The organism is Mixta theicola (assembly GCF_002895925.1).
Lineage (GTDB): Bacteria > Pseudomonadota > Gammaproteobacteria > Enterobacterales > Enterobacteriaceae > Mixta > Mixta theicola.
In genome coordinates this window covers 99,053-114,111 of sequence record NZ_NWUO01000009.1, presented here as the reverse complement: position 1 = coordinate 114,111, position 15,059 = coordinate 99,053, and the positions used below count along the sequence as shown (strand labels likewise).

Sequence of the window (15,059 nt, the reverse complement as noted above, 5' to 3'; positions counted from 1 at the left end):
TGCATCGTTATAAAAAGTTGTAGGGTTTGTCGCTCAGTAGTCGCCCAGTTCGGCGCGCGTCGGTAAACCTTCGCTATCGCCGATCGCCTGGATAGCCAGCGAGCCAATCTTATTGCCGCGACGGATAGCCTGCGGTAGCGGCTTGCCTTCCAGCAGCGCGCTGATAACGCCAACGGCAAAACCATCGCCTGCGCCCACCGTATCCACGACCTTATCGACACGGATGGGCTCTACCTGACCTTTATCGCCCGCGGCAGTTTTGTACCAGGCACCGTCGCTGCCGGTTTTAATAATCACCGCCTTGACGCCTTTATCGAGGTAAAAGTCAGCGATCGCTTCCGGCTGACGGTGGCCGGTGAGGATTAATCCCTCTTTTTCGCCCGGCAGTACCCAGTCGGCATAGCTGGCCAGCTGGTTAAGCTGCTTTGCCATCTCCTGTTCGCTCGGCCACAGCACCGGACGCAGGTTGGGATCGAAAGAGATGGTTTTTCCCATCGCGCGCATTTCCTGCGCCGTATGGTTCAGCAGTTCCAGCGAGCTGGCAGAGAGCGCTGCCGCCACGCCGCTTAAATGCAGATGACGGGCAGCGCCAAAATAGTCGCGGTCGAGATCTTCAACGGAAAGATGGCTGGCGGCGGAACCTTTACGGAAATATTCCACCATCGGGTCGGAGCCATCTTCCACTTTCGATTTCAGCTGAAAGCCGGTGGGATAGCGCTTATCGGTGATAACGCGCTGATGATCGACGCCCTCTTTCTCCAGCTGCTGATGGACAAAGCGGCCAAAGGCATCATCGCCTACGCGGCTTACCCAGCCCACTTTCAGGCCGAGCCGCGCCAGGCCAATCGCTACGTTAAGCTCCGCCCCGGCAATACGTTTGGTAAAGGTTTCAGCAGCGGCAAGATCGCCGGTCTCTCTGGCGACGAACATCGCCATAGCTTCGCCAATGGTCACGACATCCAGCGTCCCCTGCTGTTGGCTTTGATTAATCATGATTTATACCTCACGCAGCAGGTCAACGTAATGGCGCGTAACGGCCACCAGATCGTTACCCTGGAGTGGAAATTCAATACCGCGCGGCACGCTGCCGGGCAGCAGTTTTAACAGCTCACGCCAGACGTTATCGGCCTCGTCGAGTTCAATAGCGCGCCAGCTGTCGCCATAAGGAATGGCCGCTTTCACATGAATATAGCTGACGTAAGGGGCAAGGAGATGCGCAGCGGCAACGGCATCGTCGCCGGTCCACAGCCAGTTGCCCATATCAAAGGTCATGCCGGACGTGGCATGGCGCTGGGCAAAGAAGGGGGCAATAGCGTCGAGCCTGCCGTATTCGGTCTGATCGTTTTCCACGACCAGCCTGATTTCGTGGTTCGCCAGCGTTATTTCGGCACCCGGACGCCAGGGGCCAGCCGCCAGTTTCAGCAGCTGCGCGTGCAGCTGCTCCGCCTCCTGCAGATAGCGATCCAGCTGCGGGTTAACCGAGCCGTCTTCGACAAATAGCGCATCAGGAACGGAGTAGAAAGTTTTTAGCTGATGTTCAGCAATGGCTTCAGCCAGCTGCGGCAGGCGTTGCAGCTCTGATTCCGTCAGCAGTTCGCGTCGAATTTCTACGCCGTCAGCGCCTGCTTCAGCAATGATCGGTAATAACGCCTGCTGACCGCCCAGCTCGGCAACTTTTTGATGACCGTACGCAGCGGTCACGACAATAATTTCTGGTTTCACCTTTTACCTCCGGGGCTACAGCATTTGAACCCGCAAAAAGAAAGCTAATTGGAACCGGTTCCAAAGCAAAGACAGAAAGTATGAAATTATGATCGCGCTCACGATGTAAACTATTTTGTCCCAGGGATCGTCTGATTTGTCACGGAAAGGCGGATACCCGGCGCAACGCGCATTGGCCGGGCAGGAACAAGGATTAACTTAAAGGACGAGTAGAGCCGCGGATCACTAACTCGCCGCTGAAGGTCTTTTCTTCAACCGTAGCGGCTTCGCCCTCAATACGATGGATCAGCCGTTCCAGCGCCGCATAGCCAATCTGCCAGGTCGGCTGCTTTAACGTGGTAATACCGTCGCCTGCCAGCTCAGCCCACTCCAGCTCGTCAAAGCCCAGCAGGCCGATTTGCTGACCCCAGTTAAGGCCCAGCCGCCGCATTGAGCGCGCCACCTGCAGCGTCAGCGCGCCGTTAGCCACCAGCAGCGCCGCTGGCTGTCGGGCATGGCGCTGGTAAAAGTCGTGGATAATGCGATCCATCGCGCTGGCGTCGCTGAGCGCCACCTCCACGTTTTCACTGATTACCGTTTCCTGGCGCGCGCAAACCTGGCGGAACGCCTGCAGGCGCTCCAGACGGGTATTAACCAATCCAAGCGGCTCACTGAAAAACAGCAACGCCCGGTAGCCGTTCTTCACTAAATGCTCGGTTGCATCGGTCGCCGCCTGGGCATTATCCAGCCCGACCACATCACAGGAAAAATCAGGAATTTTACGGTCGATCAGCACCATCGGCAGCAGCGACTGCTGTAGTCGATTCAGCGCGTCTTCACGCATCCCGACGGCGTTCACCACAATACCTTCTACCTGATAGCTGCTGAACAGCTGCAGATAATGTTGCTCCTGGTCAACTTCGTTATTGGTATTACAAACCAGCAGCGTAAAGCCGTGAGTGCGACAGGCCGCTTCAATGCCGCACAGCACATCGACCGAATAGGGATTGGTAATGTCGGCGATAATCAGGCCGATAAGGCGCGTGCGTCCTCGCTTCAGGCCGCGCGCCATTTGGTTAGGGCGGTAGTTAAGCGCGGCGATCGCCTGCTCAATACGCTGTTTCAGATCCGGTGAGAGCGCGTGCTGCTCGCCGTTAAGATAACGGGAAACGCTGGTTTTGCCTGTTTTTGCCACTCTGGCAACGTCGCTAATGGTGGCGCGTATAGCCTTCTGCTTCATTTCTTTCTTCACTCCGCGAATTCGATGAGAGACTAACACAGCTTACTGCTGGGAGTTAGCATCAGGGCGGGAACGATAAGGGATGGGAGGCGCAACGGTGAAAAGGGGCAGCATCCTGCCCCGTAAAGCGGCGTTAGGACAGCGGACTGAGAGTAATTTCCACGCGACGGTTCTGCGCTTTGCCTTCTTCAGTGCTGTTAGAGGCGATCGGATTATCCGGGCCCATCCCGCCGGTACGTACGCGATTGCTGGCGACGCCCTGTAGAATCAGTGCGCTGGCAACGCTATCGGCGCGCTGCTGCGACAGGCGCATATTCAGCGCGCGCGTGCCGGTGCTGTCGGTATAGCCAACTACGTTAACGGCGGTTTTTGGATACTCTTTCAACACCATCGCGACGCCGGTCAGCGTCTGCGCGCCCGCGGGTTTCAGCGTGCTGCTGCTGCTGTCAAAGGTCACGTTATTCGGCATATTCAAAATAATATTATCGCCGCTGCGCGTCACGCTAACGCCGGTGCCGCGCATTTTGTCACGCAGCTTGGCTTCCTGCACATCCATATAGTAACCCAGGCCGCCGCCCAGCGCCGCGCCGGAAGCCGCACCGATCAGCGCGCCCTTGCCGCGATCTTTTTTCGATGAAGAAAGCACCCCGACGCCTGCGCCAACCAGCGCCCCGACGCCTGCGCCAATACCGGATTTACCCGCCTGCGACTCCCCGGTGTAAGGGTTAGTGGTACAGCCGGAAAGGGCAACGGCGCCACTTAATAACAGCGACAAGGCAATAATATTTTTTTTCAACTTTATATCCTTAGAAAACCTGACAACAAGCGCACCCGCTTAAAGCGGCAATTATGCCAGGTATTGCTTCAGGAAATATCCAGGAATTTCCTCAGATTTGTAAAGATTCAGCGCGGCTGATTCTCCGGATGGCGGAAACAGGGAGTTATATGATCATTAACCAGTCCGCAGGCCTGCATAAACGCGTAGCAGATAGTCGATCCGACAAATTTAAAGCCGCGCTTTTTCAACGCTTTCGACAGGGCGAGAGAAACCGGCGTCTGGGTGGGGATGGCCGCCGCATCGGCAAAGTGATTAATTTGCGGCTGGTCGTCAACGAACGACCAGATAAAGCGGGAGAAATCTTCCCCGTTTTCCTGCATAGCCAGATAAGCGCGCGCGTTGGTCACGATGGCGTTGAGCTTGGCGCGATGGCGAATCAGCCCGCTGTTTTGCATCAGGCGATCAATATCGGCCTCGTTCATTAGCGCGACCGTCTGCGGGTCGAACTGATAAAAGGCGGCGCGGTAGTTTTCCCGTTTTTTCAGCACGGTAATCCAGGAAAGCCCCGCCTGCTGGCCTTCCAGACAAAGCATTTCAAACAGCGCTGTACTCCGGGTTTGCGCAATGCCCCATTCACCGTCGTGATAGGTCTGATAAAGCGGATCGGTTGTAACCCAGCCACATCGTTGCATCTGTACCTTCCTTATTGGTCCGTCTGTTTAAGGCCGCCATCTTATCATGCCGCCGCGCGGCGGTTTTAACGCATGAAATGAGAAATTCGGTGATTTCGCCAGCTTATAATCAGCGCGCTAATATTTTTCAGGGAAATTTCATGTCCAATGATATAAAAATTATTGTTTTAAAATTTGCTGGCTTTTTTGGCTGCGCGATCTTTCTGGCGCTGATGATGGGGTTGGTTTTTATTGATGTGAACTGGATGAACGACGCGCTGCATGAAACCTCGTTTACCGAAATTTTCCAGGAAATTCTGTTGGGGGCTATCGCGCTGATGTTTTTTAGCCAGGCGTTCAGGCAGAAAAATCTGCGCTACAGCCTGCTGCTGATAGGGGGATTTTTCGCCTGTATGCTGATCCGTGAAATGGATTTCCTGTTTGATAGCATCCACCACGGCGCCTGGGTCTGGCTTGCGCTGGCCGTGGCGATTATCTGCCTGTGGCCGGCGGTTCTGCATCTCTCCGCCACGCTCTCCGGGCTGGTTAATTTCCTGCATCATCCCAGCTGGAACATGATGGCCGCGGGCCTGCTGACGATTTTAATCTTCTCGCGCCTGTTTGGTATGCATGAACTGTGGGAAACGCTGATGCTCGACGGCTATAACCGCACGGTAAAAAATATGGCGGAAGAGAGCACCGAACTGCTGGGATACAGTTTTTGTCTGCTGGCCAGCCTGCGTTATCTTTGGGATGTCTGCCGTCTGAAACAGGAAAAAACCGGTATCGCCTGGCAGTCTCAGTACTAAGCAACAGGCGATTCCAGGCGCTAAACTTGATAGAATAGCGCCTGTTTTGGTTGCTACGGCAGCCAGTTACGTTTTGCCTGCAACAGAATCCGGAAATTACCATGTCTGTCAAGATCTTAACCTCAACTGTCATTGGCCTCGACGCGTTTCGCCAGGACCCGATCGGCGCGCTTTCCGCGGCGGGTGCGGGAACGGTTGCCGTGTTCGATAATAATGCGCCGGTGCTGTATGCGGTAACGCCTGACCGGCTGGCACAGCTTCTGGAGCTGGAGGCGGCGGCACGACAGCCGCAAAGCGATGTGACGCTGGATGAGCAGCTGTATAACGATGCGCTGACGCATCCGGTTTCCGTGCCGGTCGGTAAGTTTATGATGTATCCAGGCTGGCGACCGGACGCCGATTTCCAGCGCCAGGCCGCCGTTTGGGGCATTGCGCTAAGCGAGCCGGTCACGTCCGCCGAGCTGGCCGCCTTTATTACCTGGTGGCAGGCTGACGGACGCCCTTTCCATCATATGCAATGGCAGCAAAAACTGGCGCGTAGCGTCCAGCAGAGCCGGGCGGTTAACGGCAGCAGAGCGCAGCGCGATATTAATCAGCTGCCTGAACCCGATCATACGATCCCCGATGGTTTCCGAGGTGAATAATGAAAACGCCCGCTGAGTTATTTAACCGTCTGCATCGGATGATGCCGGCCCATATCAAGCCAAAATTTCAGAATGGCGAAGAGCTGCTGGCCTGGAATCAGGAGCAGGGCCGCCAGCGCTCGGAGGCGATAGCGCGTGAAAACCGGGCGATGAAAATGCAGCGTATCCTTGGCCGCTCTGGCATCCGCGAGCTGCATATGAACTGCTCGTTCGATAACTATCGGGTGGAAAACGAAGGGCAGCGTAAAGCGCTGGAACAGGCGCGCCGTTATGCTGATGAGTTCGATCACAGCATTGCCAGCTTTGTCTTTTCCGGCCGTCCCGGCACCGGCAAAAATCATCTGGCGGCGGCGATCGGCAACCATCTGATCCTGCGCGGTAAAAGCGTGCTGATCGTCACGGTCGCCGACCTGATGTCGATTATTAAAGGCACCTTTAGCGGCGACAGCGATCGCACGGAAGAGCATCTGCTGCACGATTTCAGCACCGTGGATCTGTTAGTGATTGATGAAATCGGGATGCAGACGGAATCACGCTATGAAAAAGTGATTATCAACCAGATCGTTGACCGCCGTTCCTCCTCGAAGCGTCCGACTGGCATGTTAACGAACCTTGATCACGGCAATATGGTTAAGCTGCTGGGCGAGCGAGTCATGGACCGCATGCGCCTGGGACAAAGCCTGTGGGTGAATTTCAACTGGGATAGCCATCGCGGGCGCATCACCGGCAACGAATATTAATCTTTGCGCCTGGGCAGATAATGCGCGGGCGTTTTTCCTTTCCCCGGCGCTGGCCCCAACTTCGTCAACTATTGTAAACTAGCATTTCACCTGTCAGGCTACCGCTTCGTCTGCGCCCGGTGTCCCTTTCTAAAATAACATCGCCGGGGCATCCTTTTCGGCGTTCTCGTTCGTGCAGCCTGTTTCATCATTGCAATTAGGATGATTATGGCTTCACCTGCTGAATCACGGGCGGAATCGCTGTTACAGCACCGCTCGTTTGTTGCATTCTGGCTGGCGCGAACCTGTTCCAGTTTTGGTTTCCAAATGTTGTCGATAATTGTCGGCTGGCAAATTTACGCCATTACCGGCAAAGCCTTCTATCTTGGGCTGATCGGGCTGGTGCAGTTTCTGCCGTCCGTAACGCTGGCGCTGTGGGCGGGCCATATTGCCGACCAGCGCGATCGCCGTCGTATCGTTTTTTTTTCCCAGCTGGTTGAATGGCTGGCTATCGTGGCGTTAACGCTGTTAACCCTGCTGCATCACAGCGAGGTCTGGACGATCCTGGCGCTGGTCTTCGTGCTGTCGGTGGCGAAGGTCATGGAGGCGCCCGCAATGCAGTCAATGCTGCCGGCGCTGGTGCCGCCGCGCCTGCTGGCGCGGGCTACCGCCGCCAGCGCCGTCGGCGGCCAGGCGGCCATGATTATGGGCCCGGCGCTGGGCGGCCTGCTGTATGCCGCAGGTGCGCAGGTGGTCTATATGGCCACCGGCCTGCTCTATTTAATCTCCATTGTGATGGTGAGCCGCCTGCGCTACGAGCAGGCTCAGCCGTCGCGTACGCCCGCCACGCTTTCTACGCTGTTTGCCGGCGTGCGCTTTATCCGCGAACGTCCCGATGTGCTGGGCGTTATTTCGCTGGATCTGTTTGCCGTGCTGCTCGGCGGCGCTACCGCTCTGTTGCCTATTTATGCGCAGGATATTTTGCATACCGGCCCGCTGGGGTTAGGGCTGCTGCGTGCGGCTCCGGCGATAGGCGCGCTGCTGGTCGGATTCTGGCTCAGCTATCGCTCGCTGGAGCGACATGTTGGGATGATTATGTTTATTTGCGTGGCGGGCTTCGGCGCGGCGACGCTGGTTTTCGCGCTTTCCAGCAGTTTCTGGTTATCCATGCTGGCGCTGTTTGCGACCGGCGGTTTCGATATGGTCAGCATGGTCATTCGCGGCGCGCTGGTGCAGCTTGATACGCCTGATGAAATGCGTGGACGCGTTAACGCGGTGAACTCAATATTTATCAATACATCTAACCAGCTGGGAGAATTTGAGTCGGGCATGCTGGCCGCCTGGCTGGGCGTAGTACCGGCTGCGGCGCTCGGCGGTATCGGTACGCTGGTAGTGGTCGGATTATGGATGAGCTGGTTCCCAGGGCTGCGTCGCCGTCAACGTCTTGAAAATGAGGTAGCCTAATGATTGTACGTCCTCATCAGCATTGGTTCTTCCGTCTGTTCGTCTGGCACGGATCGGTCCTGCCGGATATTTTGTTCCGGCTGAGCCTGAACCTGATCATGTCGATTATCGCCGTTATCTGCTTTCACTGGTATGAGCGTATCGGCATTCATTTAACCACCGCGCCTTTCAGCCTGCTGGGCATCGCTATCGCTATCTTCCTTGGCTTTCGTAATAACGCCAGCTATGCGCGCTATACCGAGGCGCGTCGGCTGTGGGGATCGCTGTTGATTACCCAGCGATCTCTGTTGCGTCAGGTAAAAAGCGCGCTAACCGATGAACAGCAGATTCTTCTGTTCAGTAAGATGCTTATCGCCTTTGCCTGGAGCATGAAGCATCAGCTACGTCACACCAGTCCGCAGGATGATTTACGCCGTCTGGTGCCCGCGCGTTATTTATCGCAGGTGGAGGCCAGTTCCCAGCCCACCAACCGGTTGCTTTTATGCATGGGCGACTGGCTGGGCGAACAGCGCCGTGCGGGGCATATCAGCGATCTGCTTTATACCAGCATCGATGCCAACCTCAACCGGCTGTCGGATGTGCTGGGCGGCTGCGATCGTATCGCCAATACGCCGATTCCCTTTGCCTATACGCTTATTCTGCACCGCACGGTTTATCTGTTCTGCACTCTGCTGCCGTTTGCGCTGGTTGCCGATTTGCATTATCTGACGCCGCTGGTGTCGGTGTTTATCTCCTATACCTTTTTGTCGCTGGAATCACTGGCGGAGGAGCTGGAAGATCCGTTTGGCAGTTCGCCTAACGATTTGCCGCTTAACGCCCTGTGCAACGGCATTGAAATTATTTTGTGTGAAATGCTCGATCGGCCGGGACCGGAAAAAATGCGCCCGGATGCAAACTGTGTACTGACGTAACCTCGCCTGGCCGTCAGCCTTTCACCGCTGGCGGCCAGTTTGCAAAGCTCGATTAGCTGGAAGGCGGATCGCTACTGTTAATAACAGCGGGATCATTATTCAGTAGAAAAGTTAACATAATTTAACAATCCCTTTTTCCCGTCGCCTTAACATTGTTACGCTTTTTAGCGGTAAATGGCGTGATTAGCCGTCTGGCGCCTTGTTTCTTTAATGCCATCTTTCTAATCCCCCCTTTTTATGTGGGAATTTACTAAAGCATCGCTTAACCATGTCGATAACCACACTATCGTCCCGTTTTTTTAACATAAAGGTGAGCTATGAGCAGTTTGGCGGCGTTAGTGGCAGGTTTTAATAACTGGAGCGTGGGCAAAAAACTGACCTCCGGTTTTATTTTGGTGCTGTTGATAACGGTTGGGATTGCAGGGGTCGGCATTAAAAGTTTTGCCAATATCCAGGCGGATACGCAGAAACAGCAAATTGTCGTAAAAATGGTGCAGCAGCTTAATCTGGCTCGTCTTCACCGTACTCTTTATCAATATACCGGCGACAGCCGCTACGGTGATGAGAATACGCGAGCTCTACAGCAACTACAGCTGCTGGGCCAGTCGCTTTACCAGTTCAGCTGGCACCCTGAAGGGAAAGCGAAGCTGGATATGATGAAACAGGAAATAGAACGCTACCTTGCCCAGCGAGACAGTTTTGTCGGCGCGGTTAATCAGCGTAGCGCCCGGTTAAAAGAGATGAATACCAACACGCTGTCCGATTATGGCCGCAGCAGTGAGGCGCTAAGCCGCCAGGTAAGCTCCGATGCGGGCATCGCGCTGGCGGCCTCCCGCCTCGATGCCGCCATTCAGCAGATGCTAAAAGCCTGGCCGGATTTTCTTGCTAAGCCGGATGAGGCGCAAAAAGCGATTATTATTAATAAAATCAGCGCGATAAACGAGCGTGGCGAACTGTTGAAAAGCCTCCAGCCGGGCGGCAAGATCGGCTGGGTCGCTGGGTTAATGCTGGATACGGCGCGCCTGAGCGCGGCGCTGAATAACTATCAGGCTGCTTTTGCTTATCAGGATAGCCAGTCCGCAGAGATGACCGCCACGGCGGAAAAACTGAACGAGGCGGTAAACGATCTGTACCAGTCGCAGTTGAAGAATGTGACTGACGCCATTACCCAAGCCAACATTATTATGTATGGCGCGGCAGCGCTGGGCGTGCTGGCAGGGTTAATGATCGCCTGGCGGATCACCCGCAATATTATCCAGCCGCTGCGTGAAACGCTGCAGGTTGCTAATAAAATTGCCGCTGGCGATCTGACGGCCGATATCGAGACTCAGCGGAGCGATGAGCCGGGACTGCTGATGCAGGCGGTGGGACGGATGAACCAAAACCTGAAAGAGATTATCGTTCAGGTGCGGCAGGGCGTAGATAACGTGGCGCGCGCCTCGGCGGAAATCGCCGCCGGAAATAGCGATCTCTCTTCACGTACCGAGGAGCAGTCGGCAGCCGTGGTGGAAACGGCCGCCAGTATGGAACAGCTAACTTCTACCGTGAAACAGAACGCGGAAAATGCGCGTCAGGCCAGCGGTCTGGCGCAGGAAGCCTCGCTGAATGCCGGGCGCGGCGGCAAAATCGTGCAGGATGTGGTGGTAACGATGGAAGAGATCAGCACCAGTTCCCGCAAAATCGCTGACATCATTAATGTGATTAACGGCATCGCTTTCCAAACCAATATCCTGGCGCTGAACGCGGCGGTAGAAGCGGCGCGCGCCGGTGAACAGGGACGCGGCTTTGCGGTGGTGGCGGGTGAAGTACGCAGCCTGGCGCAGCGCAGCGCAACGGCGGCCCGTGAAATCGAAACGTTAATTAGTCAGGCGGGCGAGAAGGTCAATAACGGTTCACGCCTGGTCAGCAGCGCCGGTCAGGCAATGGAAGAGATTTTGCGTTCGGTTACTCAGGTGAGCGGCATCATGCATGAAATAGCTCATGCTTCTGAAGAACAGAGCCGGGGTATTCTGCAAATCGGCCAGGCGATGAGTGAAATGGACACCACGACACAGCAGAACGCCGCGCTGGTGGAAGAGTCTTCTGCCGCTGCCTCTTCGCTGGAAGAACAGGCGAAGCAGCTGGAACAGACGGTGGCCGTGTTCAAAACGGCCCGGCAGAGTCTTGCAGAGCGCAGCTCCGTAGCCTCTGAGTTACGCTATGTTGTCGCCACCCAACAGGCCGCGCCTGCGGCTGCCGGTAGTTGGGAACAGTTCTAATCGCAGGCTCCGCCCACGGGCGGAGCTTTTTTACCGGCATCAACACCTTTAGCCGTTGGCCACCGCTTTTGCCAGCGCGTCAGGCTGCATTGGCGATACCGCCTGCACCAGCGATTCGCGGGTGATTTCCGCAATCGAACGCGCGCCGGTTAATGTCATCGCCACGCGCATCTCTTTTTCTACCAGATTCAGCAGATTAGTCACTCCTGCTTCGCCCGCCGCCGCCAGCGCATAGAGAAAAGCCCTGCCCAGCAGAACCGTATCCGCGCCCAGCGCAATCATGCGCACCACATCCAGCCCGCTGCGCACGCCGCCATCGGCCAGAATCGCCAGTTCGCCCTTCACCGCATCGGCAATGGCCGGCAGCGCCCGCGCCGAAGAGAGCACGCCATCCAGCTGACGTCCGCCGTGGTTAGAAACCACAATGCCATCCGCGCCAAAGCGCACCGCATCACGCGCATCTTCCGGATCGAGAATGCCTTTAATCACCATCGGGCCTTTCCAGAAGTCACGAATCCACTCCAGATCGCGCCACGAGATTGACGGATCAAAATTATTGCCCAGCCAGCCAATGTAATCTTCCAGCCTGGTTGGCTCGCCGCGATAGGCGGAGATATTTCCCAGATCGTGCGGACGGCCGTGCAGCCCAACATCCCACGCCCACTGCGGATAGAGCGCCGACTGGATATAGCGACGCATGGCCGCGTTTGGGCCGCTCATCCCGGAATGGGCATCGCGGTAGCGCGCGCCCGGCACCGGCATATCCACGGTAAATACCAGCGTCGAGCAGCCCGCCGCCTGCGCCCGCTCCAGCGCATTGCGCATAAAACCGCGATCGCGCAGGACATAAAGCTGAAACCACATTGGACGCTGGATAGCCGGTGCAACCTCTTCTATCGGGCAAAGCGAAACGGTGGAAAGCGTAAACGGAATGCCTTTCTTATCCGCTGCCCTGGCCGCCTGCACTTCGCCCCGGCGCGCATACATGCCGCACAGCCCGACCGGGGCCAGCGCTACCGGCATCGCCAGGGTTTCGCCAAACAGCTGGGTTTCCAGGCTCAACGAAGACATATTGCGTAAAATGCGCTGGCGCAGGGCGATTTGCGCCAGATCTTCGCTATTGCGGCGCATCGTATATTCGTCATAGGCGCCGCCGTCGGCGTAGTGAAACAGAAAGGGCGGTATTTTAGCTTTGGCTGCGGCACGGTAATCTTTTGCTGATGAGATAATCACGGTTGTCCTCGCTTACTGTCCGGAATGCGCATACTGCGCGCCCGTCGCGCCTCTTCTTCATGCAGGTTACGCATGGTGGCGTCGACAAATTCAAGATGATGGATAGTTACGCTGCGCGCGCGGTCGGCATCGCCTGCCATAATGGCCTGACAAATCGCCTCATGCTGCACCGCCAGCTGGCGGAAAATCTCCGGCGCGGTATACATACGCTGGCGGCTCTGCATCACCGACGACTGCAGTAAATCAAACAGGCCGCGCATCGCCTGCAGCAGCACCAGGTTATGCGACGCTTCGGCGATCGCCAGATGAAAGCGCACGTCGGAATGGGCTGCCAGGTCGGGATCGTCACGGTCGCTGACTTGCAGCATCATTTGAAAGCAGCGTTGAATGTGCGCTTTGTCTTCCGGCGTGGCGCGCCGCGCGGCATGCCAGGCGGTGCTGGATTCAATCGCGATACGGGCTTCCAGCACGTCATAACGATAACCCGGATCGTCCGCCAGCAGCGTACTGAGCGGCATAACCAGCCGGGTTGACGACCAGTCGGCGGACTGTCCGGCCACAAAATTGCCGCCGCCGCGCCGGCTAATCAGCACGCCTTCGCTAATCAGCTTCTGTAGCCCTTCGCGCAGCGAAGAGCGCGAAACGGCCAGCTGCTGCGCCAGCTGACGCTCCGCAGGCAGCCTCGCGCCGGGCTGCAGCTGCTGTTCAGCAATAAACTGACGCAGCTGTTCTGCCAGCCGATCGGCCAGCCGTATTTCATCCGGCATCAGGGGATCATCCATGGGAAAACCCAGGCCTGTAGCGAAGTAATCACCCCGACGATACAGGTGAAAATCAGGCTGTGCTTGACGGTAAAGCGGAACAGATCGGCCTCCTTACCTACCAGCCCAACCGCCGCGCAGGCAACGGCGATCGACTGCGGCGAGATCATTTTGCCGGTTACGCCGCCCGTGGTATTGGCAGCGACCAGCAGCACTTCGGGCACGTTAATCTGCTGGGCCGTTGTAGCCTGTAACGCGGCAAACAGCGCATTGGACGATGTATCAGAACCGGTAAGAAAGACGCCCAGCCAGCCAAGAAAAGGCGAAAAGAAGGTGAAAGCGTTGCCGGTATGCGCCAGCGCCAGCGCCAGGGTAGTGGAAAGCCCGGAATAGTTGGAGACAAAAGCGAAGGCCAGCACTGCGCCAATGGAATAGATCGGCAGCGCCAGCTCGCGCAGCGTTTCTGCAAAGGCGCTCACCGCCTGGGCAGGGCGCATACGTAACCAAACGATCGACAGCAGCGCGGCGATGAAAATCGCGGTGCCGGTAGCGGAGAGCCAGTCAAATTTATAAATCGCGGCATAAGGCGTGGCGGCGGCAACCACCGGCGGCATCTTAATTACCTGCTGATCCAGGAACGGCACGGCAAAGGAAAAGACCCAGTTGTAAAGCGCGCCGCCGGACGCAAACAACGCCTTAAACGGCGGGATACTCCACAGCGTGACGGTAATGGTTAAAAACAGAAACGGCATCCAGGCGCGGGTAATTTGCGCCGAGCTGTAGCGGGCAGCGCTGTGCGTTACGGCTGCGTCGTTTTCCTGATTATCGAAGCGGAAGATGCGTACCGGTTTCCAGACGCGTAAAAATAACGTCAGGCAGAGCAGAGAGACCAGCGCGGAAATCACATCCGGCAGCTCCGGGCCAAGGAAGTTAGAGGTCAGATATTGGGTGATAGCAAAAGAGCCGCCGGAAACCAGTACCGCAGGCCAGGTCTCTTTCACGCCGCGCCAGCCATCCATAATCGCCATCACCCAGAACAGCACGATCATGGTCAGAAACGGCAGCTGGCGTCCGGCCATCTGACTGATGTGCATCGCATCTACGCCGGTAACCTGCCCGGCGACAATAATTGGAATACCCATAGCGCCGAAGGCAACCGGCGCCGTGTTGACAATCAGGCACAGCCCGGCGGCATAAACTGGCTTAAAGCCCAGCCCGACCAGCAGCGCGGCGGTAATCGCCACCGGCGCGCCAAAGCCTGCGGCCCCTTCCAGAAAAGATCCAAAGGCAAAGCCTACGATCAACATTTGTAACCGCTGATCTTCGGTTATGGAGAGAATAGAGTTACGGATGATGGCAAACTGTCCGGTTTTCACCGTGATTTTATACACAAAAACGGCAGCGACAATAATCCAGGCGATAGGCCAGAGTCCGTAGAGAAAGCCGTAAACGGCAGAAGCCAGCGCCTGGTCGAGCGGCATACGATAAAACAGCAGGGCGACGGCCAGCGCAATCAACACGGTAATCGTACCGGCGATATAGCCTTTCAGCCGCAGCCGCGTCAGCGCGAAAAAGAAAAACAGAATCGGAAGCGCGGCAATCAGACTTGATAGCCAAATATTATCCAGCGGATCGTAGAGTTGTTGCCAGTTTTGCATGCTTACTGTTCTCCGGGGCGTTACGCCTTGTTGCCGGACGCGGCGGTTATCAGCGCCGTAATCGGACGACGCACAGCCGCAGGCCTGGTCGGACCAAAAGGCGCGCAGATGTTAAATTATTGTTTATCTGACGGTGAACAGAATGCAATCTTTGCTTAATGCTTTAATTTAACGGTGGAAGAAGAGTCACAAACAGGCGTTTTTGGTAGGAC

General features: G+C 56.4%; 14 protein-coding genes. 6 read left to right on the top strand and 8 right to left on the bottom strand.

Annotation, left to right across the window (positions count from 1 at the left end; genetic code table 11):
- Positions 1–33: 33 nt before the first annotated feature.
- From COO59_RS13265 to COO59_RS13245, 5 genes are all read right to left on the bottom strand, one after another.
- On the bottom strand, positions 34–993 hold the full coding sequence (locus COO59_RS13265; protein ID WP_103060265.1) for a sugar kinase: 960 nt from the start codon (positions 991–993) through the stop codon (positions 34–36).
- A gap of 3 nt (positions 994–996) precedes the next feature.
- Entirely contained in the window at positions 997–1,722 is a 726-nt protein-coding gene (locus COO59_RS13260; RefSeq protein ID WP_103060264.1) for a sugar phosphate isomerase/epimerase family protein, read from the bottom strand.
- Between the two features lie 193 nt (positions 1,723–1,915).
- On the bottom strand, positions 1,916–2,941 hold the full coding sequence (locus COO59_RS13255) for a LacI family DNA-binding transcriptional regulator (protein ID WP_103060263.1): 1,026 nt from the start codon (positions 2,939–2,941) through the stop codon (positions 1,916–1,918).
- 133 nt (positions 2,942–3,074) lie between these two features.
- Positions 3,075–3,737 carry an OmpA family lipoprotein gene (locus tag COO59_RS13250; protein ID WP_103060262.1) on the bottom strand — a complete coding sequence of 221 codons (663 nt, stop codon included), beginning with the start codon at positions 3,735–3,737 and terminating at the stop codon, positions 3,075–3,077.
- 107 nt (positions 3,738–3,844) lie between these two features.
- Positions 3,845–4,411, bottom strand: a complete 567-nt coding sequence (locus COO59_RS13245; protein ID WP_103060261.1) for a DNA-3-methyladenine glycosylase I — start codon at positions 4,409–4,411, stop codon at positions 3,845–3,847.
- Between the two features lie 140 nt (positions 4,412–4,551).
- On the opposite strand from COO59_RS13245, the gene COO59_RS13240 reads away from it, so the two are divergent.
- From COO59_RS13240 to COO59_RS13215, 6 genes are all read left to right on the top strand, one after another.
- Positions 4,552–5,199: a hypothetical protein gene (locus tag COO59_RS13240; protein ID WP_103060335.1), complete on the top strand. Its 648-nt coding sequence runs from the start codon at positions 4,552–4,554 to the stop codon at positions 5,197–5,199.
- 101 nt (positions 5,200–5,300) lie between these two features.
- Positions 5,301–5,843, top strand: a complete 543-nt coding sequence (gene dnaT / locus COO59_RS13235; RefSeq protein WP_103060260.1) for a primosomal protein DnaT — start codon at positions 5,301–5,303, stop codon at positions 5,841–5,843.
- On the top strand, positions 5,843–6,583 hold the full coding sequence (gene dnaC / locus COO59_RS13230) for a replicative helicase loader DnaC (RefSeq protein ID WP_103060259.1): 741 nt from the start codon (positions 5,843–5,845) through the stop codon (positions 6,581–6,583). Before dnaT ends, dnaC begins: the two co-directional genes overlap by 1 nt.
- 207 nt (positions 6,584–6,790) lie before the next feature.
- Positions 6,791–8,026 (top strand): MFS transporter, encoded by a 1,236-nt coding sequence (locus COO59_RS13225; protein ID WP_103060334.1) that lies wholly within the window; start codon positions 6,791–6,793, stop codon positions 8,024–8,026.
- Positions 8,026–8,937: a bestrophin family protein gene (locus COO59_RS13220; protein WP_103060258.1), complete on the top strand. Its 912-nt coding sequence runs from the start codon at positions 8,026–8,028 to the stop codon at positions 8,935–8,937. Before COO59_RS13225 ends, COO59_RS13220 begins: the two co-directional genes overlap by 1 nt.
- Before the next feature lie 317 nt (positions 8,938–9,254).
- On the top strand, positions 9,255–11,195 hold the full coding sequence (locus COO59_RS13215; RefSeq protein ID WP_103060257.1) for a methyl-accepting chemotaxis protein: 1,941 nt from the start codon (positions 9,255–9,257) through the stop codon (positions 11,193–11,195).
- Between the two features lie 48 nt (positions 11,196–11,243).
- Here COO59_RS13215 and lldD read toward each other — a convergent pair whose 3' ends face one another.
- The 3 genes from lldD to lldP are packed head-to-tail and all read right to left on the bottom strand — an operon-like array spanning position 11,244 to position 14,847.
- The gene (gene lldD, locus COO59_RS13210; RefSeq protein WP_103060256.1) at positions 11,244–12,428 is read right to left on the bottom strand and encodes an FMN-dependent L-lactate dehydrogenase LldD; all 1,185 of its coding nucleotides are present in this window, start codon (positions 12,426–12,428) and stop codon (positions 11,244–11,246) included.
- On the bottom strand, positions 12,425–13,210 hold the full coding sequence (gene lldR, locus COO59_RS13205; protein WP_240614138.1) for a transcriptional regulator LldR: 786 nt from the start codon (positions 13,208–13,210) through the stop codon (positions 12,425–12,427). Before lldR ends, lldD begins: the two co-directional genes overlap by 4 nt.
- Entirely contained in the window at positions 13,195–14,847 is a 1,653-nt protein-coding gene (gene lldP, locus COO59_RS13200) for an L-lactate permease (protein WP_103060255.1), read from the bottom strand. Before lldP ends, lldR begins: the two co-directional genes overlap by 16 nt.
- Positions 14,848–15,059 lie beyond the last annotated feature (212 nt).

Coding starts and splice junctions, on each gene's coding strand:
- COO59_RS13265 (WP_103060265.1), bottom strand. CDS start 993: ATGATTAATCAAAGCCAACAGCAGGGGACGCTGGATGTCGTGACCATT.
- COO59_RS13255 (WP_103060263.1), bottom strand. CDS start 2,941: ATGAAGCAGAAGGCTATACGCGCCACCATTAGCGACGTTGCCAGAGTG.
- COO59_RS13245 (WP_103060261.1), bottom strand. CDS start 4,411: ATGCAACGATGTGGCTGGGTTACAACCGATCCGCTTTATCAGACCTAT.
- COO59_RS13240 (WP_103060335.1), top strand. CDS start 4,552: ATGTCCAATGATATAAAAATTATTGTTTTAAAATTTGCTGGCTTTTTT.
- dnaT (WP_103060260.1), top strand. CDS start 5,301: ATGTCTGTCAAGATCTTAACCTCAACTGTCATTGGCCTCGACGCGTTT.
- dnaC (WP_103060259.1), top strand. CDS start 5,843: ATGAAAACGCCCGCTGAGTTATTTAACCGTCTGCATCGGATGATGCCG.
- COO59_RS13225 (WP_103060334.1), top strand. CDS start 6,791: ATGGCTTCACCTGCTGAATCACGGGCGGAATCGCTGTTACAGCACCGC.
- COO59_RS13220 (WP_103060258.1), top strand. CDS start 8,026: ATGATTGTACGTCCTCATCAGCATTGGTTCTTCCGTCTGTTCGTCTGG.
- COO59_RS13215 (WP_103060257.1), top strand. CDS start 9,255: ATGAGCAGTTTGGCGGCGTTAGTGGCAGGTTTTAATAACTGGAGCGTG.
- lldR (WP_240614138.1), bottom strand. CDS start 13,210: ATGGATGATCCCCTGATGCCGGATGAAATACGGCTGGCCGATCGGCTG.
- lldP (WP_103060255.1), bottom strand. CDS start 14,847: ATGCAAAACTGGCAACAACTCTACGATCCGCTGGATAATATTTGGCTA.